Raw genomic sequence first — 20,809 nt, 5'->3', positions numbered from 1 at the left:
GCACGTCGGGTCGTGCCGACGACGAGCCAGGAGGGGAGGGGCTCGGCTCGAGCGCCGCGCCGCCGCACGCGGCCGCAAGGATGGGCAGCAACCACACGAGGACCTCGCGACGAGCGCTCCGCATCCCCTCATGGTACGCAGCGCGCCAGGCGTCCGCTTCCCAAAGAACGAGGATCCCGCGCCCGCGGAATGGGAAGTGACGAGGCTCGAGCGCACTGTATCGTGGACGAATGAAGGCTCCCCAACACCTCCGGTTTCTATCGCTTTTCGTCACCTTTGTTGCCGCGGCGACCGCTTGCAGCGTCGCGACGACGCCGCCGCCAGACGCGGGTGCTCCGGACGCGCAGGTGGACGCGCAGGTGGACGCGCAGGTGGACGCGCAAGTGGACGCGCAGGTGGACGCTCGGCCCGATTCGCCGGCGCCGCCGGTGGACGCCGGGGACGCATCGACGCCGGACGCCGCGGATGCCTCGCCCCCCGACGTCATCCTGCCGCCGCCCGCGGGTGCCGTGGGGACGCTCGTTGGGCCGTCGGCGCGTCCGGTGCGCATCGCCGCCAACGCCGGATCGCGAGGTGTGCTCTGGGCCACGGCGGGGAGCGCGCTCGACGCGGCGGACGGTGAGCTCTATGCCTTGCCGGTAGCGCCGGTCGCCCCCATTCTGCTCGTCGGCGGCGTCGCGAATCTCGACTATGTGACGGCGACCGGTGAGCAGTTCTGCTGGGGAAGCCCGGGGACGACGGCCGCCGGACACGACGACGGGTTCGTGACCTGCTCCCGCCCCGGGGGCAACGTGACGATCCCCGTGCCCTCGATGTCGGGCCTCTCGCAGTCGGGCAACCGCGTCCACTTCGTCATGAGGAAGGGCGTCGGGGCGTACGCCCTCCAGAGCATCGATCTCAGTCAATTCGTCCCGGGACCGTCGCCCGTCGAGCGAGTGCCATTCCCCGTTCCAGACATGGGAGCCGTGCCTGTCGGGACCGCCACGCGGACCGACGGATCGCTCGCGATGCTCAACTCACTCGGCAAGCTCGCGGTCTTCCTTCCGGACTACTCCATCGGCGGCGGCGCCACCGTGACGAGCGGCGGCCCCGCACCAACACGCACCGAGGTCGCGTCGAACGCCGCGGGCACCGTCATGGCCACTTGCACCGGGGGGACCGTGAGCTTCGCCACGTCGACGGGACGCACCCGCACGCTCGCCCGGAACGCCTGCGGCCAGGTCGGAGTGTCGGACACCGAGGCCTATTTCCCCATCACCGTCGCGGGGAAGTTCTACATCGCCCGCGCCGCGCTCACGGGGCCGATCCAGCTCGTCGTGGAGACGAGCGCGCTGGCCCTCGCGATCGACGTGAGCAGCGGTCGCGTCTACTGGGGCGAGGCGACAGGCCTCTTCTCGATTCCTCGCTGACGCGCGCCACGCTTGCGCCGGTCCTGCGTGCACGCTTGGGTGCGCGCAGGATTGAAGTTCCAAATCACCGAGCATGCTCTTCGAGCAAGCCCGGTGATTCTTCCTTTGTCATCGGAGGACTCCGTCCTCCGCCCCACGGGCGGAGCCCTTAGCTATAGCTAGTCTCCACCGGCGGAGCCGACCTCGGGTGCATGAAAGTACGCGTGCTTGCGAGGGCTTTTCTTACTAGCACACCTGCGAGACTTCATTCTCGCAGGGGTGGTAGTTGGCCGCGGGAGCGGACAAGCCGGAGGGGTGAATCGGCCAGCTTTGTGGCCGAGAGGGGGCGCCGCGCCCCCTACGGGACAGGGCTAGCACGACTGCCGTTCGCGCAGCGAACTGCGTAGCGAGAGGGAACCTCTCGCAGTAGTGCTAGAGGGGCCCCAGATCACGCTCGCCCACTCAGAACAGGATGCGGGTCTTGATGCTCGTGGGGAGCGCCGCGATGTCCTTGTTGACCTCGTGGGCGATCTTGTCGTCGAGGTCCATCACGAGATAGCCGACGTCGTTGTCGGTGGCGAGCACCTGCGCGCGGATGTTCGCGTCGAGGTCGGAGACGATCTTGTTGATGTCGCGGAGCACGCCGGGCACGTTGCGGTGGACGTTGAGGACGCGGTGACCGTCGCGCAAGGGGGCGACCTCGACGGCGGGGAAGTTCACGGCGCCGACGGTGGAGCCGTGGCGAGCGAACCGCGCGAGGGCGACGCCCACCTCGCGGCCGATGGCCTCCTGGGCCTCCTCCGTCGAGCCGCCCACGTGCGGCGTGAGGATCACGTTCGAGAGCCCACGGAGCAGGCTCCCGAAGTCGTCGACGTTCGACTCGGGCTCCTCGGGGTACACGTCGACCGCGGCGCCGGCGAGGTGCTTGCGCGCGAGGGCGTCGGCGAGCGCGGGGATGTCGACCACGGTGCCGCGGCTCAGGTTCAGCAGGTAGGAGCCCTTCTTCATGAGCGCGAGCTCGTTCGGCCCGATGAGGTTCTGGGTCTGCGGGGTCTCGGGCACGTGCAGCGTCACGAAGTCGGCGACGCGGAGCAGGTTCTCCAGCGTGTCCACCGACTTGTTGTTGCCCATCGGGAGCGTGGAGCGCACGTCGTAGCTGACGACCCGCATGCCCAGCGCCTCGGCGAGGACGCCCACCTGCGAGCCGATGTGCCCGTAGCCGACGATGCCGAGGGTCTTGCCGCGCACCTCGTAGCAGCTCGTGGCGACCTTGCGCCACTTGCCCTCGTGCACCTCGCGGGAGCGATCGAAGAGCTGCCGGGCGAGCGCGATGACCTCGGAGATCACGAGCTCGGCCACGCTGCGGGTGTTGCTGAACGGCGCGTTGAAGACGGGGACGCCGGCGCGCTCGGCGCTCGCGAGGGCGATCTGGTTCGTGCCGATGCAGAACGCCCCCACGCCGATGAGGTCGGTGGCCGCCTCGATCACGCGGGGCGTGATGCGGGTCTTCGAGCGAATGCCCAGGAGCTGGACGCCGCGGAGCCGCTCGATGAGCTCTTCCTCTTTCAGCGCCGTCGCGACCGTCTCCACGGTGATGGCCTCGCTGCGGAACACCTCGTGCGAGCTCGGGTGGATGCTCTCGAGGAGCAGGACACGGAGCGGCGTCTGGATGGGCGGGGTGATCATGGCGCCACGCATCCTAGCAGTCCTTGACCGCCACTGCGCCCTGGTGTCGTCGCCTCGTGCGCCGCGCCGCGCCGCGAAAGAGTACGTAGTTTCAATGACTTATGTCCATGAGGGCGGGCCCCCAGAAATTCGCCGCAGAAGGGGAAGGTCTGCGCGCCGGCCGCGTAGAACCCACTGAAGCCATGAACACCTCGAAGCTTCCCGCCGCCTTCGCTCCTATTCTCGCCGCGCTGGCCGTGTGTGCGCCGACGCCGGCGGGCGCGGCCGAGACCGACCTGGGCGTGCGCGCGAGCCTCTCGGTGCGCAGCCTGGTCGGCGTGCTCTCGCCCGTCGAGGGCGCCGTGGTGACCGGCCTGCTCGTGTTCGCGGTCGGCTGCGTGGTCGCGGTGCTGGTGGCGCGCCGCGTCGACCGGGCCGGCGACGAGCGGGCCGCCCGCGAGAGCGCGGCCGAGGAAGCCAGCGTGCACTTCGGCGCTCCCCCTGAGCCGTTCTACACCTACGAGGAGATGCTCTCCGGCGAGTACCGGGGCCTCCGGTCGAGCCGCCGCGTGCCCGCCGCCTCCAGCGGGGCCGCCGCCTCCCGCGGGGCCCTCGCCGCCCTCTCGAGCCGGCGGCTCGTCGAGATCACGCCTACCGAGAGCGCGCCGGCCGTCCCCGCCGACCGGGCCTCCGAGACCCTGGTGATGGGCGAGACCGAGCGCACCGCCGCCCGCGCCCCCCGCAGGGCCCCGGTCACGCTGGTCGATCCGCTCCCCCGCGGCGCCGATCCGGACCGCACGCAGGAGCTCTCGCGCCTCTCTCCGGTGACCGAAGCGCCCGAGCTCCTCGCGGCCCGCTCGCGCACCATGTTGCCGCCCGCCGCGCCTGCGATTCGCCCGATCCCTATCAGCCCGCCGCGCGCCCTCGCCCCCGCCAACGTCTCGGAGCTCGCCTTCGACGACCCCGGCACCGAGAGCGACCTCCCCTCCTTCCCGCTCGACACGCACCACATCTCCACGTCCTTCCAGAGCGAGATCCGCCTCGTGGGGGCGGCGCGCGAGGGCGAGTCGGCTCGCCAGCTGAGCCCCGAGCTCGACGTGGCGCAGACCCAAGCGTTCGTGCTCGTCCGCTCCTGCTGAGAGGGCCGCATAGCAGCCCGGCCCGCGGAGGGCGCCGGACGCCCCCGGGACGCCCCCCCGCTCCGCTTCTGCTTGTGTCCGCCACGGGAAGGCGCATGTTGGGGGGCGTGTGCCCGTACTGTCAGAGCGACGTGCCCGTCGTCTACCGGGGGGTGATGGCCTACTGCATGGCCTGCGGCGCGATGCGACCGCTCGCCTCGCCGACCGAGTCGCTCAACCTCGCCGGCCAGCCGTCGCAGGTCGGCGGCGTGCTCGCGAGGGTGTTCGGCTGGCTCGTGCTGTTCTTCGGTGTCAGCGTCTCCGGCGTCGTCGGGGCGCTCGCTCAGGCGATTTGGCCCGACGGCATCGTTGGCTGGGCGCTCGGCGTCCCCATGCTCCTCGTCTCGCTGGCGCTGGGCATTGGCCTCGTCATGAGCGGCAAGTCCCTCTCGACCAGCGGAAAGCACGCCGAGCTGGCGGTCCGCGAGAAGGCGATCTACGGGCTCGCGCGAGCGCGTGGGGGCATCCTGACGAAGGACGACGTGGCCGCCGCGCTCCGCGTGAGCGCGCCGGTGGGGGACAACTACCTCACCCAGATGGCGAAGGAGCGCCCCGACGAGCTCGCCGTCGACGTCGACGACGAGGGGAGGGTGCTGTTTCGCTTCCGTGGGATCGCCGCCCAGCCGCGCGTGGGCGTGCGTGTCGACGTGGCCCGCGGTCCCGCGCCCGACGCCGAGCCGCCCCGCGTGGTCTCCCACGTCGAGGAAGAGCTGCTCGCGCAGGCCGAAGCCGAGGAGGAGGCCGCACACCCTCGCGCGCGCCGGGCGCGGGGCGCCCGCTGAGCGCGTGAGCCTCATGCTCCGCCCGCGGATCGGCCGCCTCTGCAGGTTCGCCTCGATGGCGCTGGGCCTCGCCCTTCCCGGCTGCGAGAGCCGCCCGACCGCGACCACCGCGCCCGCGCGGCCTGCACCGCCGACTCCCGCGCCCGCCACGTCCGTCGCGCCGTCGCAGCCCGCGCCTGGCGAGCCTCTCCCCTCCGCGGCCCCACCCGTCGCCACCGCGACGCCACCCAACCGCGCCATCAGCGAGGCCACGGCGCGCCGCGTCCTCTTTGGCACCAGCGTGCCGGTCGAGGCCTCTCGCTGCGCGGGCGCCACGCGCGAGAAGATCTCGTGCTGGCTCGGCGTTCGGTACGCGAGCGATCCCCAAGCGAAGGAGCTCGTGCAAGAGCTCTACACGTCGTTCGGCACGGTCGTCGGGCAGGGCGAGGCGCGCACGATGGATGGCGCGTACCGCGGAACGATCCGGCTCGTCCCCACGCTCCCGACGGGTCAAGACCGCAAGCACCTCGTGTGGCTCCACGCCGCGCTCATGAAGATCGACGCGTTCCAGAAGGCGCTCTCGCGCGAGCTCGCCCCCGCCGCGGACCGCGCGGGCCTCGCGTACCAGGCCTCGCCGCTGGTGGTCGAGTTCGTGCGCTCGCTCGACGGCAAGCGCACGCCCTCGGGGTACGCGAGCGACTGGACCTACTCGTACAACGTCCAGGGGTCGCTGAACGTCTCCGCCGAGAGCGTGCTCTCGCTGGCGTTCCACGAGATCTTCCACTTGAACGATCTCGACGCGGGCTCCGGCGACGGCTCCGGCGGGGCCCGCGCGTGGTCCGCCCGGGCCCTCTCCGCCGACGTCCACGCCATCCTCGCGCGGTGCAAGGTCACGACCGCGCAAGCCGCGCCGCGGAGCACCGCCTGCCTCGCGCCGTACGCCCCCACCGCGCTCCAGGTGCGGGGTGGCACGTACTACGCGTTCCAGCCGGGCAACGACATCGTCCTCGAGTATGCGGCCGAGCTCGCCACGCGCGTGTTCGACGAGCAGCGCGCGCTCCTCGGTCTCGGCCCTCGCGTGGCGGGGAGGCCCTTCAAGTGCGGCCCGCCCGAGAACGCGCGCACGTGGAAGGCGATGATCGACAGGTTCTTCGGCGGTATGGACCGCGTGCCCGCGTGTCGGTCATAGTGGTCGATGGTCTACAAGAAGGCTGTCGAGTGGGACCGCTCCACGAAGGAAGTGGGAATGCTCCAGGGGCCGCTCAAGGTGATCCAAGCGCACTTCGTTGGCCAACTCGCTGGAAGCTAATCGGGAGTCACGCCGTTCGAAGAGGCAACTCCTCGGGGGCGCGCGCCGACGCTTCAGGCGCCGAACCCCGCCGGGAGCTCCATTTGGCGGGCGATCGCGGCCGCGGTGGCCTCGCCCGCGACGCGCCGCACGAGCTCGAGGCCGAGGTCGAGCCCGGCCGTCACGCCGCCGGCGGTGAGCGTGCCCGTGTCGGCCACGAGGCGTGGGGGCGTGTCGCTCACCTGCGCGCCGAGCCCGCGCAGCGCGTCGAGGGCGCTCGCGTGGGTGGTCGCGTGCTTGCCTCGCAGCCGCCCCGCCGCCGCCCAGAGCAACGAGCCCGTGCACACCGAGGCCGCGAGGCGGTTCGGGGGATAGGTCTCGAGCCAGCGCAAGAACGCCGTGTCTCTCACGAGCGAGTGTGCGCCCGGGCCGCCGGGCAGGATCACCACGTCGTAGCCGCCGAGGTTGGGCCTCACCTTGGCGACCGAGAGGCGCGCGCCTGCGCCCTCCCACACCGAGGTGCCGAGCGTGCCCGAGACGACCTCGCAGGTGCTCTCCGGGTCGAAGCCCATGCTCGCGATGCGCGAGACGGGGTCGAGCACGCCCACGAGGTCGAGGAGCGTCATGCCCTCGAACGCGACGAACGCGAAGCGCGTGCCGACGACCTGATCGGCGGCCTGACCGCTCAGCTCGCCGAGCTCGAGCGCGCCTACCAGCGCGTCGCGTGGTACGGCGCCGTGGATGTGCGGCATCGGGCCGCGCGGCGTGGAGACCACCTCGACGCGGTGCGGGACGCGCCGGGGATCGATGAGCAGCGCCACCGGATCGTGGGGGACGTAGAGGCGCGCGCTCGCCTCGACCTGCGGGAGGAAGGACGCGTGCACGAAGCTTTCGACCGTGGCTGGGGCGAGCTCGGAGGCCGCGTCCGCGAGGAGCGCGGTCGCCTGGGACCTAGGGAGGGCGTGGTAGAGCCAGCGCATGCGTGCACTCTGCACGAACAACGCCTCGATGGATAGGGCCTTTCGCCTGCTACCAGCCGGTCTTGGCGCGGATGACCGGGAGGATGTGGTTGGCCAGGCTCTGGTGGAGCGCGATGTTGCCGTGGTACTGGCAGCCGGTCTCCTGCGATGGCACGCTCTCGGGCCACTCGTGGAGGTAGACCTTGGTGTCACCCAGCGCCGCGCGGTTCGCGACGACCGTGTTGATGGCCGCGCGCACGTTCCTCCGCGTGAAGTAGCCCGCCGGGTATACGTCCTTGAGCTGCGCGTAGATCGTGAGAAAAATATGGGCGTCGGGGGCGTGGAGGCGCACCTTGGTGATGAGCTCGTCGTACTTCGCGGTGAACCCCGCGAGCGGCGCGGGCGGATTCGCTGCGTCGTAGTCGGTGCCGCCGAGCGACACGATGACGACGTCCGGCACGAAGCGGGTGAAGTCCCACGCGCTCGTCGCGTCGTCGGGGAGGGTGCGTGGGTAGAGCACGCCCATCGTGGCGGTGTCGGGGAGGTAGCCGTTTTGGTAGAGGCCCTTCCCCGAGTACGCGACCATGATGGTGTCGGCGCCCAGGTCGGCTCCCACCAGGCCGGCGACCCCGAGGCGCGGGCTGTGGCTCGCCAGCACCTGCTCGGTGGTCGGGCAGCTCGGGCCCATGCCCTCGACGCCATAGCCGTCGATCGTGGAGTCGGCGATGACCTCGATGCGCCGATCGGGCGTGGGCGGCGGCGACAAGAGGGTGCCGCCGGCGCCGAAGGTGAAGCCCATGAACGTGGTGACGCCGAGGTTCCCCTCGGTGCGCTTCAAGAGCTCGACGGAGTGGACGCCAGGGGCCAGGCCCGACGCGAGCGGGTACGACGCCACGCCGGTGACGGTGACGAGCTGTGTCGGCTCGAGCACCCCGTCGATGAGCACGTCGTACCGGGCGGGTCCGCCCGAGAACCCGGTCGTGTTGTTCATGCGGACGCTCACCTCGGTGCCTTCGAACCGAGCCATGACCCGCGAGGCCGGGTAAGCCGCGCGCGGCCCCTGCGCGGACCGCGTGTCCCAGCGGCCCACGAAGCGCACCGCGGGAGGTACGGGGGGCACGGCGGTGTCCGCGGCGTCGGCCGCGTCCGCTGCGTCGGCGATCGCGTCGGCCGTGGCGTCGGGGGTGGCGTCTGCGGCGGCGTCGGCCGTGGCGTCGGGGCCCGTTGTCGCGTCGGGGGTGGCGTCCACGCTCGCGTCCGTGGTCGCGTCGGCCGTGGCGTCGGGGCCCGTCGTCGCGTCGGGGGCCACGTCGGCCGTGGCGTCGGGGCCCGGCACCGACGTCTCCTGTCCGCCGGTCTCGCGCGTAGCCGCGTCGGCCGGGCCGGGATCCGTGGTGATCCCACAGGCCGCCCCGGCGCCCCCCAGGCTCGCGGCGAGCAGGCTCGCGGCGAAGAGGGCGCGAAGAGCGGGCGAGAGTGCGCGGCGGTTCGGAGATGTCATGGGGCCCCCTCGTTGTGTCATGCGCGCCTGGCGGGCGCACGTCGATCCGGTCGCTTCGGTCCGGTCGCTTCAGTCGAGCGTGAACTTGTAGTTCGCCGCCGCGGCCTCGGTGATGATGAGGCTCACGGCCTTTGGCTTCTTGCCAGGCGCCTCGCAGCGCAGGTGGTGTGTGCCGGCCGAGAGGTCGAGGGCGGGGAGGGGGGTCGGGCCCTTCAACACCCCGTCGACGGTGACGACGCACCAGCCCGGCGACGCCGAGACGATGAGTCGTCCGCGGCCTTTCTCCAAGGGAATCGTGGGCTTGGCGGCCATCGGCAGCGTGTCGACGTTCACCATCGGGATCGACGACGAGGGCGCGGCCGAGGCGGGAGCGACCACGGGCACCGACGCCGGGGTCCGCGGCTCGCCGGTCACGGTGATGATCTTGGGCTCGCGCCGAAGGACCGTGACCAAGACGATGAGCAACGCGAGGATCACCGCCGCGGCGGCGGCGCCCATCGCGTACACGGCGGGCTGCGGCGCGGCGCGCGGCGCCGGGGGCGCGATGGACGTGGGGGCCGTCGTGTGAGAGAGGTTCGCGGCGGGGTTCTGCCACGCGGCGAAGTGCGGGGCGGCCAGCTGGGCGGCGGGCGGCGGCACCGACGTCGGACGATCGCCCGCCCGGACGATCGGCAGCGCGTTCGTGGCGTCGGGATCGTCGGTCGAGAGGATGGTCATCGGCGCGGGCAGGTGGGCGGGCTCACGCTCGAGATCTGGGAGGATCTTGATGAGCTCCTCGGCCACCGTCTCGAACATGGCGACGCGCTTGTTCCGGTCCGGCTCGAGGCAGAGCTTCACCACGTCGCGGAGCGGCGCGGGGACGTCGGGCGCGAAGTCGTCGATGTCGCGCGGCGCCGTCGTGGCGATCTTGACGATGAGCGCGTTGAAGTTCGCGGCGTCGTACGGTCGCAGCCCGCTGAGGCCCTCGAAGAGGATGGCTCCGAACGCGAAGATGTCGGTGCGGCCGTCGAGGTCGCCGTCGCCGCGGGCTTGCTCGGGGCTCATGTACAGCGGCGAGCCGAGGACGGTGCCGGCCATGGTGAGCGCCATGTTGGGGGCGCCGTCGTCGAGGAACTTGCTCACGCCGAAGTCGAGCACCTTCGGGACCGCCGCCTGGTTCTTGTCGCGGTGGAGGTAGATGTTCGACGGCTTCAGATCGCGGTGGACGACACCCGCGCGGTGAGCCGCGGCGAGCGCCGAGGCCACCTCCGTCATCACGAAGACGAACTCGGGGATCGTCATGCGGGGGGTCTGCCGCCGCATGGCCACCTCGAGCGGCACGCCCGAGAGCAGCTCCATCACCATGAAGAGCTGCTGGTCGTCGCTCTGGCCGACGTCGATGATCTCGATGATGTTCGGGTGGTTGACCCGCGCGGAGACCTTGGCCTCCTTCAGGAAGCGGGCCGCGTGCTCGGGGGTCTTGGCGACCTCGGGGCTCATGAACTTCACCGCGAACTCGCGCTCGGTGAAGACGTTGGTCGCGGACCACACCTCGGCCATGCCGCCCGTCCCCAGGAGCTGGTTCAGGCGGTACTTACCGACGATGACTTGGCCCGACTGCATGTGCGCCACGGTACCGACCACTCTTCGCTCGCGTGGCCTGCCGGCCAGGGGAGCGCCCCCGAAACTACTCCGAAACTACGTGACTGGTTCGCTTCTGCTCAGACAAGCACTTCAACACACCGTCATTCCGCCGTCGATGACGAGCGTGTGTCCCGTCAGGTAGCTCGCCGCGTCACTCAGGAGGTACACGACGCCTCCGGCGATCTCCTCGGGCCGGGCGACCCGACCGAGGGGGGTCTTCTTCACGACCTCGGAGAGGAGGCTCTCGTTCTGGACGATGGCCGCCGCGAAGCGCGTGTCGACGAAGCCAGGCGCGATGGCGTTCACGCGAATGTTGGAGCCGCCGAGCTCGTACGCGAGGGTCTTGGTCATTGAGATGACGGCGGCCTTGGTCATGCCGTACGCGCCCATCATGGGGGCCGACTCCAGGCCCGCCACGCTGGCCACGCTGACCACGGCGCCGCTCTCCGCGCCGCGCGCGCGGAGGTGCCGCACGAACGCGCGGATCATCCAGAAATAGCCCTTCACGTTGACCTCGAAGGTCTTGTCCCACGCGCCGGCGTCGGTCTCGAGGAGGGGCCCGAAGTACGGGTTGGAGGCCGCGTTGTTCACGAGGTAGTCGACCTGACCGAAGCGCTCGACGGCGGCGGCGATCAGGGCGTCGCAGTCGGCCGCTCGGCCCGTGTGAGCGGCGATCGCGTGGGCGTTCGGCCCAAGCGCGCTGGTGACGGCCTGGAGCCCCTCGATCTTGCGCGACGCGCACACGACCTTGGCGCCTGCGTCCACGAGCGACTTGGCGATCGCCTGCCCGATGCCCCGGCTCGCGCCCGTGACGACCGCTACTCTTCCGTCTAGGGAGACACCTGCCGACATATCCCGCCGTCTAGCATAATTTCCGACATCGAAAAGGCGCAATGACGACGATTGGCCGTCCCGCATCGCCCTGAACGAGCGCGTGCCGCGGGCCAATGTGGGGCTATGTCAGATGCTGTAAGCTCCGAGCGCGCGGAAGCGCTCGTAGCGTTGCTCGACGAGCTCGTGGGGGGTGAGCATGCCGAGCTTCGCGAGGCTCGCGGCGATCGCGTCGCCGACGGCCCGCGCCGCGCCCGCCGGGTCCTGATGCGCGCCGCCAGGAGGCTCCGAGACGATCTCGTCCACGACGCCGAGCTGGAGCAGGTCGGGGGCCGTGATGCGGAGGCGCTCCGCCGCGAGCTCGGCTTTCGTGCCGTCTTTCCAGAGGATCGACGCGCAGCCTTCCGGGGTGATCACGCTGTAGGTCCCGTACTCGAGGATATGCACACGGTTGGCCACGCCGAGGGCGAGCGCGCCGCCGGAGCCGCCCTCGCCGATGATCGTCGCGATGACGGGGACGCGGGCGCGCGACATGGCGGCGAGGCACGAGCCGATGGCCTCGCTCTGGCCGCGCTCCTCGGCGCCGATGCCCGGGTAGGCGCCCGGCGTGTCGATGAACGTGAGGAGCGGCAGGCCGAAGCGCGAGGCGAGCTCGTAGAGGCGCTCGGCCTTCCGGTAGCCCTCGGGGTGGGGCATGCCGAAGTTGCGCTTCAGGTTCTCCTTCGCGCCGCGGCCCTTTTGCTGGCCCACGACGACGACGCTCCGCCCGCGGAAGCGCGCGAGGCCGCCGACGATCGCCGCGTCGTTGGCGAAGAGGCGGTCGCCCGCGAGCTCCACGAAATCCTCGAAGAGCTCGGCCACGTAGTCGAGCGTGTACGGGCGGCTCGGGTGGCGCGAGAGCTGGACCTTCTGCCACGGCGTGAGCTCGGAGAAGAGCGCCCGCGCGAGCCGGTTGGCCTTCTGCTCGAGGCGATGGAGCTCGGGGAGGAGCTTGGCGTCGGCGTCGGCGAGCGAGCGCAGCTCTCGGACGCGCGCGACGAGCTCGACGATGGGCTTCTCGAACGGGAGGACGTGGGGTGCCGCCATGGCGGAGCCAAGCCTAGTACCGAGCCCGGGAGCTCCGCACCGACATTCGCCTGATTCGCGCGGAAAGCGGGCTTCGGTCGACGGTCTTCCCCGAGAGCCTCCGGGTCGGCTAAGGTCGCCGGGCGTCTCAGCGCGCGTCGCGCGCGGGCGCGCGAGAGCGACGCGAGCGCGACGGAGAGAGGGGCCCAAGCCATGGCGAACGAAGGCATCGAACAAGGCGTGCGCGAGCTGCTCACGCGGATCGGGAAGCTCTCCCCCGACTTCGCGGCCGACGCGGACATCTTCCGCGACCTCGGGGTGAAGTCGGCGCAGGCGCTCGACCTCTTGCTGTCGCTCGAGGACGAGTTCGGCGTGCAGATCCCTGACGACGCCTTCGGTGACGCGCGCACGCTGTCCAAAATCGTGGCGCTGGTCGAGGGCCTCAAGTGAGCGTCCTCGACCAGCTCGTGCTCGCCGCGAAGCGACGCGAGTCGCCGGCGGCCAAGCTCGCGTACGACGCGTACCAGCGCCTCATGGCGTTCGACATCCCCGACACCGAGGCGTCGCGCATGCTGTTCGGCTCCGCGTACGCGGCCCAGCGCATGTGGGTCGATGGCAAGGAGTGGGCGCTCTCGAAGTTCCTCTACGCGCCCATGCTGCGCGCGCGGTGCGAGAGCGCCGGGGTCGGGCTGAACGTCTCCGCGGTGCCGTACATTCGCGGCCACGCCCGCCTACGTATTGGGAACCATTGCTATTTTTCCGAGTTCGGCGTCGACACCGGGCGCTTCATGGACGACCCCGAGCTCATCATCGGCGACCACTGCCACATCGGCTATCAGGTGCGCTTCATCCTGAACCAGCGGATCACGCTCGGTGAGCACGTGCTCATCGCCGGCGGGTGCAACATCCAGGACTCCGACGGCCACCCCTCCGACCCCGAGGCGCGGATGCGCGGCGAGGGGCTGAAGGCGAGCGACATCGCGCCGGTCACCTTCCACGACTACGCGTGGGTCGGGCGCGGCTCGCACATCCTGAAGGGCGTCACGGTGGGCAGGGGCGCGGTCGTCGCGGCGGGCTCGGTCGTGGCGGTCGACGTGCCCGACGGCGCCGTCGCCATGGGCTCGCCCGCGCGCATCCTGCGCCGCTGAGCGCGCGCGCGTGAGCTCTCCGAAGAAGCCAAGGCTCGCGAGTCGCCCCGTCCCCGTCGCCGCGGTCTGCGCGCCGGACGACCTCGCGGACGGTGCGGCGACCTCGCCCCTCGAGCTCAGCGGGCCGACGTTCGCGGCGATGATCGACCTCGTGAAGGCGCGCCTCGTGCGGCACCTCGGGGGCCTCGAGGCCGCGCCGATGCACCGGAACCGAGGCGCTCGCAAGGCGGCCCGGGCGCTTCGCGAGGGGATGCCGGAGGAGGGCACGTCGTTCGAGCCGCTGCTCGAGCAGCTCTTCTCGCGAGCGCTTCCGCTCGGCCTCAACACGGCCTCCGCCGGCTACCTCGCCTACATCCCCGGCGGCGGCCTGCTGCACGCTGCGATCGCCGATCTCATCACGAGCGCGGTCAACCGCTACGTGGGCGTCTGGATCGCCGCGCCCGGGCTCGTGGAGATTGAGGCGAGCGTCGTGCGGTGGCTCGCCGGCGTCGTCGGGCTGCCCGAGGGCGCGGGCGGAGTGCTCACCACCGGCGGCTCGATGGCGAACCTGCTCGCGATCGTGGCCGCGCGTCGCGACCGCCTGCCGACCGACTTCTCCCGCGGCGTGCTCTACGTCTCGCGGGAGGTACACCACTCGGTCACCAAGGCCGCCATCGTCGCGGGGTTTCCCGCGGAGAACGTCCGCTCCGTGCCCACGTGCGAGCGCCAGCGCATGCGGGTCGACGCCCTCGTGGAGGCCATTGCGCGGGATCGCGCCGAGGGCCTCTCGCCGTTCCTCGTCGTCGGGAGCGCCGGGACCACGAACACGGGCGCGGTCGACCCCCTGGGCGCGCTCGCCGATGTGGCGGAGCGCGAGGCCCTCTGGCTGCATGTCGACGCGGCCTACGGCGGGTTCTTCGCGCTGACCGAGCGCGGCCGGGCGGCGCTCGCGGGCATCGAGCGGGCCCACTCCGTGACGCTCGATCCGCACAAGGGGCTCTTCCTCCCCTACGGCACCGGGTGCGTCGTGGTGCGCGATCCGACGACCTTGCGGCGGGCCTTCTCCAGCCACGCGAGCTACCTGCCGGACATGCAGCGAGACGCCGATCTCATCGATTTCTGCGAGCTGTCGCCGGAGCTCTCCCGCGAGCCCCGCGGGCTGCGTGTGTGGCTGCCGCTGAAGATGCACGGGGCGCGCGCCTTCCGCGCCGCTCTGGACGAGAAGCTCGACCTCGCCCGCTACGCCGCGGAGACCCTCGGCGCGTGGCCCGAGGTCGCCATGGTCGCCCCGCCCACCCTCTCGCTGTTGGCCTTCCGGTTCGCGACGCCTGGGCTCTCTCCCGCCGAGGCCGACGCGCTCTCTCGGCGCGTAATGCGCGGCGTGAACGCGCGGCAGCGGGTGCTCCTCACGGGCACCACCGTCGACGATCGCTTCGTGCTGCGCATGTGCGTGCTGTCGTTTCGAACCCACCGCCCGCGCATCGACGCAGCTCTCGCCGATCTCCGGGCGAGCCTGGACGCGGCGCTCTCCGCGCGCTGACCGCCTCGCGTCCGGCCGCGCGCGGGGCGCCAAGTCGGCGGGTCGCTACTTGGGTATCGCGGGAGGGATCTTGTCGCTCTGCACGCATGACGCGAGGTCGAAGAGCATGAACTCGAGCACTCGCTCCTGCGGCGTGAGCGGCTTGGCCTGGCAGGCCCCGGGGAAGGTCCCGGTGAGGCTCCGGCCGGTGCCGATGTGGAAGCTCGAGTAGTAGACCCGGCCGCACTGGTCCTTCTCGTCGGCGGTCGTCGGCGTGTTGAACGTGTAGGCCTGCGTGTTCGTGCCGCCCGAGTAGAGCCACCGCTGCGCGGGCGGGGCGATGACCCCCACGCGGCTGTAGGTGTCGGTGAGGGAGAGCTGGGGCCCCGAGGTCGCGCCGAGCGCCTGGAGCCACTCGGCGAGGGCCTTGCCCTTGGGGAACGTGGTGTCGATCTGGGCGGGGTTCGAGAACGATCCAGGGTTCGTGTAGTTGCCAGTCTGTGGCCACGTGCCTCGCCCCGACGAGATGATCGGGTAGGAGAGATCGGTCGCGAAAATGCGGCCGCCGACGTTCGCGTACTCGAACAGGTTCTGGACGCTGCTCGCCTCCGAGGGGAACGAGGTGCAGGGGAGGGCGACGAGCTGGTATTTCTTCAGCGTCGCGGCGCTCGACCACAGATCGGCCCCCGACGGGGCGCCCACGACGTTGTTGCCATTCCCGCGGTAGAGGTGGATTCGGCCCGAGCCGCTGGGCGCCGTGAACTCGGTCGCGTCGATGCCAATTTGGTTGAGGATGCACTCGGTAGGGTCGTAGGTCGAGGTGACGATGGCGATGCGGGGGATATCGCCCTCGGAGGCGTTCTTGGGCAATCGCAGATCGCCATCTTTGGCCTTGGTCTCCACGCACTCGGTGACCGCAGGCACGGTCACCTTGCGGCGGAACCGGCCGATCTGCACCACGACTGGGATGTCCTTCCCGGCGGGCATGTCGGTGAGCTCGAAGCGCCCTTGGGTGTCCGTGAGGGCCGTCGCGACGGGGCTGCCCGACACGGACTTCTCGCAGGTCTCACAGGTGACGCCCTCGTCGAAGGGCTTCAGATCGCCGTTTGGCACGAAGACGAGCACGTTGTAGAGGGGGTCGGTGCCGTTCGGAGCGAACACCTTGCCCGTGAGCTTGGTCGTGTTCTGCCCGCCGCACTTCGGCTTGCTGCACTCGAGGCCCACGCAGCCGACCGGGCCGCCGCCCGTGTCGCCGAAGAGCGAGCCGTCGGTGCCCGGCGCTGCGGCGTCGTCGGCGCCGATGGGCACGACGGGCGTGACCCCTCCGTCGTCGAACGTGGCCGGTCGCTCGGAGGCGCCGCACGCGACGAACAGCGCCGACACCGTCGAGAAGGCGAGGCAGGAGAGCGCGACGCGTTTCATGGGATGAGCCTTTCGTGGGTCGCGTGCTTCCGGGGCGCGCTGGGCGCAAGCATACCCCCCGCGGCGCCCTGGTGGATAGCGCGGGCTCCGGCCGAGCGCGGCGCTACGCTTCGTACTGGCGAAGTCGCGTGCTTCGGCGAGGCGCCTGACGCGGCGATAGAGCCCGCCGCGGCGACGACCGGGCGGATGTCGTCCCATGGGTGCGCGGTGTCGGGGAACCCGTGCAGCGTCAGCACGAGCGGCCCCGTGCCTTCCTCGAAGTAGGCGAACCGCAGGCCGTTGGCGTTCACGAAGGAGGGAGTCAGCGTCATGGGTCTCTCGGGCCGCGACGGTGGCGAGGCAGCGGCGGCATGCCCAGCGGCGACAGCCCGGCTGGGCGCGTGTGGACGAGGTCGCGGTCGAGCTCCCCCCGATCGTCGCTGAAGCCCGAGTTGACGCTCGGCGAGGTCGACCAGCTGCCCACGCGCCCCGCGGTGGTGACGCGCACGCGGTACGCCTTCGCCTGCGGGACGCCCGCGCCCTCGAAGAGCGCCACCGCAGGCTCGGGGCCCGCGCGGAGCTTCGCGGTAGCGCCGAGCGGATCGCCGTGGTGGTCGAGTAGCCCGACCTCAACGTCGCCCGCGGTCGCGAGCGACACGGCGATGCGGAGCGACTCCACCGCGCTCGGCGCGGTCGCGCGACCTATGCCCAAGACGCCGGTGCTGCTCGGGCCGAAGCGCGGCGCGGGCGGCTCGCAGGAGGTCGTCCAGGCGGCGGGAGCGTCGGTGAGCGAGCGCTCCGGGGCCGCGTAGCTCGCGCGCCACGGTGCGCGCTTCTCGGCCGCGGGCACCGCCAGCGCCGTCCGATCGCGACGCCGAGGTAAACGTCAATGTCGTTGACGACTTGGCGATCGAGTCCGCGCGCCGAGGCCCGGAGGCTCGTCTGAAGGCCGGTGAGCACACGGGCGAGCGCAGGCTCCAGGGTCTTGCGCTCGGCCGTCTCTAGCGCGCCCTCGGTCGCGCGAAAGACGGCGTGGAGGATGGAGTCGACGGTCACGAAGACCGGGAGCTGCTCCTGAAATACGTCGTGGTAGGCCCGCGCGTAGTCGACGTACGGGAGCCGATCGAGCACGACCATGCCGCCCTTCTGGAGCGCGTCGCGTTCGTCCGGCGTGAGGTCGAGGTGTGCGGAGACGCGGTCGAGGTACTTGGGCGCCACCGCTGCGTGCGCGGGGGACGCGGCTGGCGGCGGGGCCGGAGGAGTGAGCGGAGGCGGGGCCGAAGTGCTCGAGCCGCCCGGCGGCCGATGAGGCGCGCCGCGCATCTCGCCCTCGGCTCGGCGGAGGGTGTCGTTGGCGACGAAGCAGGCGTCGGCGCCTGCGGGCGCCCGCTCGACCCAGTCGCAGAACATGTCGCCGGCGCAGGTCGGCTCCGGCGGGAGCGACAGGGCCTTCTTGGGAACGGTCACTCGTACGACGGGAGTCGCGGCGCAGGTCGTCGCTTCGGGCGGGATCTGCCGCGGGCCGCCCGCCGAGGCGTCTCTTGCGGTCGCGGCGGTCGCGGCGTCCTGTGGCGGAGGAGACGCCGCGGGCGTGACGGGGGCCGTGCTTCGGGTCGGAGGCTCGGCGCAGGCTGCGAGCGCGGTCGCCGCCGCCGCGAGCGCAGCCCCGAACACCTGCTTCCCCCGGCGCCGCGCCCTCATGGCACGAGTCTATCACTCGCCGGTCGAGACGCGGCGTGGGAGCGGTGAAAGGGCGGCGTCCGGGGGCCGCGCGACGACGGGACAGGGGAAGGTGAGTCCGGAGGGCTCGCGCGGAGCTCGGCCGCGGTGAGTGCCCGAGAACGCGGCGCTCATTCGTCGTGGACCACGACCCGCGAGTGCGGCAAGGTCTCGCGCTCGCGCTCGCGTGGCGAGCGCGGCCGCGCCACCCCACGAGGCTCCAGCCATGCACCCACGAAGACCAAGACGCACCGAGCGCCCCCGAGGTGGGCCAAGTGCCTAGCGTCGACGAGGGCCTGAACGCGCGGGGGTTCGCCGGCGTCCGTGGCGATCTCGCTCGCCGCCTCCCGACGTACGGCGGGGACTGGACCGACGGTTTGCACCCGAAGGCCGCGGGCGCGATTGGCTTCCTCTTCTTCGCCTGTTTGGCGCCTGCGATCGCGTTCGGTGGGCTCATGTCGGTGATGACCGGCGGCGAGATCGGCGTCGTCGAGATGATCGTCTCCACGGCGGCGTGCGGCGTGGCGTACGCGGTGGTCGCCGGCCAGCCGCTCACCATCCTCGGGGGCACGGGCCCTCTGCTCGTGTTCACGGCGATTCTCTACGACGCGTGCCGCCGCTTCGGCGTGGCGTTCCTGCCGACCTACGCGTGGATCGGTCTCTGGAGCGGCCTCTTCACCGTGGTCTTGGGCGCTACGGGGATGAGCCGCCTCGTGGCTCGCCTCACGAGGTTCACCGACGAGACCTTCGCGGCCCTCATCTCGGTCATCTTCGTCTACCAAGCCATTGCGAATGTCCTCGGGGCCTTTCCTGGGACGCGCGTCGCGGACGACTCGGCGCTGTTCGGGCTCGTGCTCGCGGCCGGCACGTACATGCTCGCGCGCTCGCTCGCGCAGCTCCGCCACCGGCCGTACCTGCGCCGGGCCCTGCGCGAGCTCATCGCCGACTTCGGCCCCGCGACGGCGGTCCTCGCCATGGTGTTCGCGCGCCGCCTCCTCCCGGCCGTGCGCGTGGAGCCGCTCGCCGTCCCGGCGGCCTTCGGCACGTCGACCGGGCGCGCCTGGCTGGTTCCCTTGGGTGGCGTGCCCCCGTGGGTTCCCGTGGTCGCCATCGTGCCCGCGCTGCTCGTCGCGCTGCTCGTCTTCATGGATCAGAACGTGACGGTCCGCATCATCCAGAGCCCCTCGAACGCTCTCAAGAAGGGCTCGGCGTACCACTGGGATCTCGTCGTCGTAGGGGCGCTCCTCGCGGCGTGCTCGATGCTCGGGCTGCCTTGGCTCGTGGCGGCGACGGTGCGCTCGGTCAACCACGTGCGCGCGCTCAGCTCGACGGAGGGCGCCGCAGAGCGCGCGCGGATCACGGGCGTGCGCGAGAACCGGGTCTCGCCGCTGCTGGTCCACGCCGGGATCGGCGCGTCGTTGCTCGCGACGAAGTACCTCGTGCAGATCCCGATGCCCGTGCTCTACGGGCTCTTCTTCTACATGGGGCTCGCCTCGACCTCAGGAAACCAGTTCTTCGACCGCCTTCGCCTGTGGCTCACCGACCCGGCGCTTTACCCCCCTCACCACTACGTGAGGAGGGTGCCGCCCCGAGTGATCCACGCGTACACCGCCCTCCAAGCGGTGTGCCTCGGCGTGCTCTGGGCGGTCAAGTCGAGCGCAGTCGGTATCCTCTTTCCGCTCGTCATTGCGCTGCTCGTGCCGGTGCGGTCGCTCATGGGTCGCTGGATCTCTGCCGAACACCTCGGGGCGCTCGACGCCGACGAGAGCCCCGACGACGTCGAGGACCACGTCGCCGGGCCGTGAGCGGCATCGCCAACGGCTACGGCGTGTCGCTCGGCTCGCCAACCTCGCGCACGCGCCTGCCGCCGTACGCGTGAGCTTCGACGTCCGCCGAGCGCCGGAGGAGCACCGCGGGGGGCTGGATGCCGTGGGTCCGGAAGGCCTTGGCGACCCGTAGGTGCACGTCGGACTGGAACGGCTTCTCGTACTTGCAGTCGAACACGTACGGCCGCGCCTTCAGGTGCATCGCCACGTAGTCGTGCAAGATCACCTGCTTCGCCTCCAGGGGCACCGGGTTCGGGAGAAATACGTAAGGGCTCGTGAGGCACGCCTCGCGAATCAGCGAGGCCGCGAGCTCCGCGTCTTGATCGATACCAATGTAGAAATCGAAGGGAGTCTGCATTTCCAGGGCGCCCCAGTTGCCGCTCGCGGTCACGTCGGTGAGGATGCGGTTATTGGGTATGGTAATGATGTTGTGATCGAGCGTGTTCATTCGCACGCTGCGAATGCCAATCTTGACGATGTCGCCGTATTGACCGGCGAACTCGACCCGGTCGCCCACTTGGAACGGGCGGTCGAAGATGATCGTGATCCCGGCGATGAGCGCGGCGATGAGGTCGCGCATCGCGAAGCCGACCGCGACGGCCAGCGTGCCTCCGATGACCGTGAGCGTCGTGGAGTCGAGCCTGAAGCTGAGCGAGAGGCAGACCCCGAGCGCGGCGATGTACACGAAGAACCGCGCGACAGACTCGTACTTCTGAATCGTGGGGCGGCGGTTCGCGAAGCGCCGGCCGAGCTGGTCGGCGACGTTGGTCAGGATCCGCAGCGCGACCGCGGCCCCGATGAACACGAAGACCGAGGCGAACAGCCCGCCCCAGCGCACGAAGCCCGCCAGCTTCGCGACGTCCGGCGCCTCCTGCGCCTCCGCGGCGCGAGGCAGGTGCAGCGCGAACGCGGCGGCGGCGGAGGCGAGCCAGACGCGGCCCTTCTTGGGACTCATGGG

18 protein-coding genes and 1 pseudogene are annotated in these 20,809 nt (G+C 71.2%); 8 read left to right on the top strand and 11 right to left on the bottom strand.

All coding sequences use genetic code 11. The features are described from left to right. Positions 1 to 230: 230 nt before the first annotated feature. A complete protein-coding gene (locus IPQ09_29710) occupies positions 231 to 1,409 on the top strand; it encodes a hypothetical protein (GenBank protein ID MBL0198324.1) in 1,179 nt (392 codons plus the stop codon). A gap of 441 nt (positions 1,410 to 1,850) precedes the next feature. Here IPQ09_29710 and serA read toward each other — a convergent pair whose 3' ends face one another. Continuing rightward, positions 1,851 to 3,086, bottom strand: a complete 1,236-nt coding sequence (serA, locus tag IPQ09_29705) for a phosphoglycerate dehydrogenase (GenBank protein MBL0198323.1) — start codon at positions 3,084 to 3,086, stop codon at positions 1,851 to 1,853. 170 nt (positions 3,087 to 3,256) lie between these two features. Here serA and IPQ09_29700 point away from each other — a divergent pair, with 170 nt between their 5' ends. The 3 genes from IPQ09_29700 (at position 3,257) to IPQ09_29690 (ending at position 6,181) form a co-directional block, all read left to right on the top strand. Then, positions 3,257 to 4,192, top strand: a complete 936-nt coding sequence (locus IPQ09_29700) for a hypothetical protein (GenBank protein MBL0198322.1) — start codon at positions 3,257 to 3,259, stop codon at positions 4,190 to 4,192. Between the two features lie 131 nt (positions 4,193 to 4,323). Continuing rightward, complete coding sequence (locus IPQ09_29695) at positions 4,324 to 5,013, top strand: hypothetical protein (protein ID MBL0198321.1); 690 nt, start codon at positions 4,324 to 4,326, stop codon at positions 5,011 to 5,013. A gap of 13 nt (positions 5,014 to 5,026) precedes the next feature. After that, positions 5,027 to 6,181: a hypothetical protein gene (locus IPQ09_29690; protein ID MBL0198320.1), complete on the top strand. Its 1,155-nt coding sequence runs from the start codon at positions 5,027 to 5,029 to the stop codon at positions 6,179 to 6,181. Between the two features lie 173 nt (positions 6,182 to 6,354). Here IPQ09_29690 and IPQ09_29685 read toward each other — a convergent pair whose 3' ends face one another. The 5 genes from IPQ09_29685 to IPQ09_29665 form a co-directional block, all read right to left on the bottom strand. Further along, positions 6,355 to 7,260, bottom strand: coding sequence for a DJ-1/PfpI family protein (locus IPQ09_29685; GenBank protein ID MBL0198319.1), 906 nt, complete (start codon positions 7,258 to 7,260; stop codon positions 6,355 to 6,357). 49 nt (positions 7,261 to 7,309) lie between these two features. Then, positions 7,310 to 8,740: a hypothetical protein gene (locus IPQ09_29680; GenBank protein MBL0198318.1), complete on the bottom strand. Its 1,431-nt coding sequence runs from the start codon at positions 8,738 to 8,740 to the stop codon at positions 7,310 to 7,312. A gap of 69 nt (positions 8,741 to 8,809) precedes the next feature. After that, positions 8,810 to 10,342: a serine/threonine protein kinase gene (locus IPQ09_29675; protein ID MBL0198317.1), complete on the bottom strand. Its 1,533-nt coding sequence runs from the start codon at positions 10,340 to 10,342 to the stop codon at positions 8,810 to 8,812. A 111-nt stretch (positions 10,343 to 10,453) separates the two neighbouring features. After that, the gene (locus tag IPQ09_29670; GenBank protein ID MBL0198316.1) at positions 10,454 to 11,215 is read right to left on the bottom strand and encodes a glucose 1-dehydrogenase; all 762 of its coding nucleotides are present in this window, start codon (positions 11,213 to 11,215) and stop codon (positions 10,454 to 10,456) included. Positions 11,216 to 11,323: 108 nt separating this feature from the next. Beyond that, positions 11,324 to 12,280 carry an acetyl-CoA carboxylase carboxyltransferase subunit alpha gene (locus IPQ09_29665; GenBank protein MBL0198315.1) on the bottom strand — a complete coding sequence of 319 codons (957 nt, stop codon included), beginning with the start codon at positions 12,278 to 12,280 and terminating at the stop codon, positions 11,324 to 11,326. 192 nt (positions 12,281 to 12,472) lie between these two features. On the opposite strand from IPQ09_29665, the gene IPQ09_29660 reads away from it, so the two are divergent. The 3 genes from IPQ09_29660 to IPQ09_29650 all read left to right on the top strand — a co-directional run bounded on the left by IPQ09_29660 (position 12,473) and on the right by IPQ09_29650 (position 14,926). Then, the gene (locus tag IPQ09_29660; GenBank protein MBL0198314.1) at positions 12,473 to 12,709 is read left to right on the top strand and encodes an acyl carrier protein; all 237 of its coding nucleotides are present in this window, start codon (positions 12,473 to 12,475) and stop codon (positions 12,707 to 12,709) included. Between the two features lie 152 nt (positions 12,710 to 12,861). Then, entirely contained in the window at positions 12,862 to 13,407 is a 546-nt protein-coding gene (locus IPQ09_29655) for a hypothetical protein (GenBank protein ID MBL0198313.1), read from the top strand. A 139-nt stretch (positions 13,408 to 13,546) separates the two neighbouring features. After that, a complete protein-coding gene (locus IPQ09_29650; GenBank protein ID MBL0198312.1) occupies positions 13,547 to 14,926 on the top strand; it encodes a decarboxylase in 1,380 nt (459 codons plus the stop codon). 45 nt (positions 14,927 to 14,971) lie between these two features. Here IPQ09_29650 and IPQ09_29645 read toward each other — a convergent pair whose 3' ends face one another. The 4 genes and pseudogenes from IPQ09_29645 to IPQ09_29630 all read right to left on the bottom strand — a co-directional run bounded on the left by IPQ09_29645 (position 14,972) and on the right by IPQ09_29630 (position 18,007). Next, positions 14,972 to 16,327 carry a hypothetical protein gene (locus IPQ09_29645; protein ID MBL0198311.1) on the bottom strand — a complete coding sequence of 452 codons (1,356 nt, stop codon included), beginning with the start codon at positions 16,325 to 16,327 and terminating at the stop codon, positions 14,972 to 14,974. 209 nt (positions 16,328 to 16,536) lie between these two features. Next, positions 16,537 to 16,638 (bottom strand): annotated as a pseudogene (locus IPQ09_29640) (alpha/beta hydrolase). Further along, complete coding sequence (locus IPQ09_29635) at positions 16,635 to 17,018, bottom strand: hypothetical protein (protein MBL0198310.1); 384 nt, start codon at positions 17,016 to 17,018, stop codon at positions 16,635 to 16,637. The pseudogene IPQ09_29640 and the gene IPQ09_29635 overlap by 4 nt, the downstream one beginning before the upstream one ends. Further along, positions 17,009 to 18,007 carry a DUF3160 domain-containing protein gene (locus IPQ09_29630; GenBank protein MBL0198309.1) on the bottom strand — a complete coding sequence of 333 codons (999 nt, stop codon included), beginning with the start codon at positions 18,005 to 18,007 and terminating at the stop codon, positions 17,009 to 17,011. The genes IPQ09_29635 and IPQ09_29630 overlap by 10 nt, the downstream gene beginning before the upstream one ends. A gap of 293 nt (positions 18,008 to 18,300) precedes the next feature. On the opposite strand from IPQ09_29630, the gene IPQ09_29625 reads away from it, so the two are divergent. Beyond that, on the top strand, positions 18,301 to 19,830 hold the full coding sequence (locus IPQ09_29625; GenBank protein ID MBL0198308.1) for an HCO3- transporter: 1,530 nt from the start codon (positions 18,301 to 18,303) through the stop codon (positions 19,828 to 19,830). 16 nt (positions 19,831 to 19,846) lie between these two features. Here the strand turns inward: IPQ09_29625 and IPQ09_29620 are convergent, their stop codons facing one another. Next, the gene (locus IPQ09_29620) at positions 19,847 to 20,806 is read right to left on the bottom strand and encodes a mechanosensitive ion channel (protein ID MBL0198307.1); all 960 of its coding nucleotides are present in this window, start codon (positions 20,804 to 20,806) and stop codon (positions 19,847 to 19,849) included. Between the last annotated feature and the right edge of the window lie 3 nt (positions 20,807 to 20,809).

It is taken from the genome of Myxococcales bacterium, assembly GCA_016720545.1.
Classification (GTDB): Bacteria; Myxococcota_A; Polyangia; order Polyangiales; family Polyangiaceae; genus JAAFHV01.
The sequence above is the reverse complement of the archived record's forward strand: the minus strand, read 5'-3'. Positions and strand labels throughout refer to the sequence as shown.

What these genes read in the sequence shown, in the direction of transcription:
- IPQ09_29630 (MBL0198309.1), bottom strand. Translation starts at nt 18,007, where the DNA reads ATGAGGGCGCGGCGCCGGGGGAAGCAGGTGTTCGGGGCTGCGCTCGCG.
- IPQ09_29620 (MBL0198307.1), bottom strand. Translation starts at nt 20,806, where the DNA reads ATGAGTCCCAAGAAGGGCCGCGTCTGGCTCGCCTCCGCCGCCGCCGCG.
- IPQ09_29680 (MBL0198318.1), bottom strand. Translation starts at nt 8,740, where the DNA reads ATGACATCTCCGAACCGCCGCGCACTCTCGCCCGCTCTTCGCGCCCTC.
- IPQ09_29660 (MBL0198314.1), top strand. Translation starts at nt 12,473, where the DNA reads ATGGCGAACGAAGGCATCGAACAAGGCGTGCGCGAGCTGCTCACGCGG.
- IPQ09_29700 (MBL0198322.1), top strand. Translation starts at nt 3,257, where the DNA reads ATGAACACCTCGAAGCTTCCCGCCGCCTTCGCTCCTATTCTCGCCGCG.
- IPQ09_29710 (MBL0198324.1), top strand. Translation starts at nt 231, where the DNA reads ATGAAGGCTCCCCAACACCTCCGGTTTCTATCGCTTTTCGTCACCTTT.
- IPQ09_29650 (MBL0198312.1), top strand. Translation starts at nt 13,547, where the DNA reads ATGATCGACCTCGTGAAGGCGCGCCTCGTGCGGCACCTCGGGGGCCTC.
- IPQ09_29690 (MBL0198320.1), top strand. Translation starts at nt 5,027, where the DNA reads ATGCTCCGCCCGCGGATCGGCCGCCTCTGCAGGTTCGCCTCGATGGCG.
- serA (MBL0198323.1), bottom strand. Translation starts at nt 3,086, where the DNA reads ATGCGTGGCGCCATGATCACCCCGCCCATCCAGACGCCGCTCCGTGTC.
- IPQ09_29670 (MBL0198316.1), bottom strand. Translation starts at nt 11,215, where the DNA reads ATGTCGGCAGGTGTCTCCCTAGACGGAAGAGTAGCGGTCGTCACGGGC.
- IPQ09_29685 (MBL0198319.1), bottom strand. Translation starts at nt 7,260, where the DNA reads ATGCGCTGGCTCTACCACGCCCTCCCTAGGTCCCAGGCGACCGCGCTC.
- IPQ09_29675 (MBL0198317.1), bottom strand. Translation starts at nt 10,342, where the DNA reads ATGCAGTCGGGCCAAGTCATCGTCGGTAAGTACCGCCTGAACCAGCTC.
- IPQ09_29655 (MBL0198313.1), top strand. Translation starts at nt 12,862, where the DNA reads ATGTGGGTCGATGGCAAGGAGTGGGCGCTCTCGAAGTTCCTCTACGCG.
- IPQ09_29645 (MBL0198311.1), bottom strand. Translation starts at nt 16,327, where the DNA reads ATGAAACGCGTCGCGCTCTCCTGCCTCGCCTTCTCGACGGTGTCGGCG.
- IPQ09_29665 (MBL0198315.1), bottom strand. Translation starts at nt 12,280, where the DNA reads ATGGCGGCACCCCACGTCCTCCCGTTCGAGAAGCCCATCGTCGAGCTC.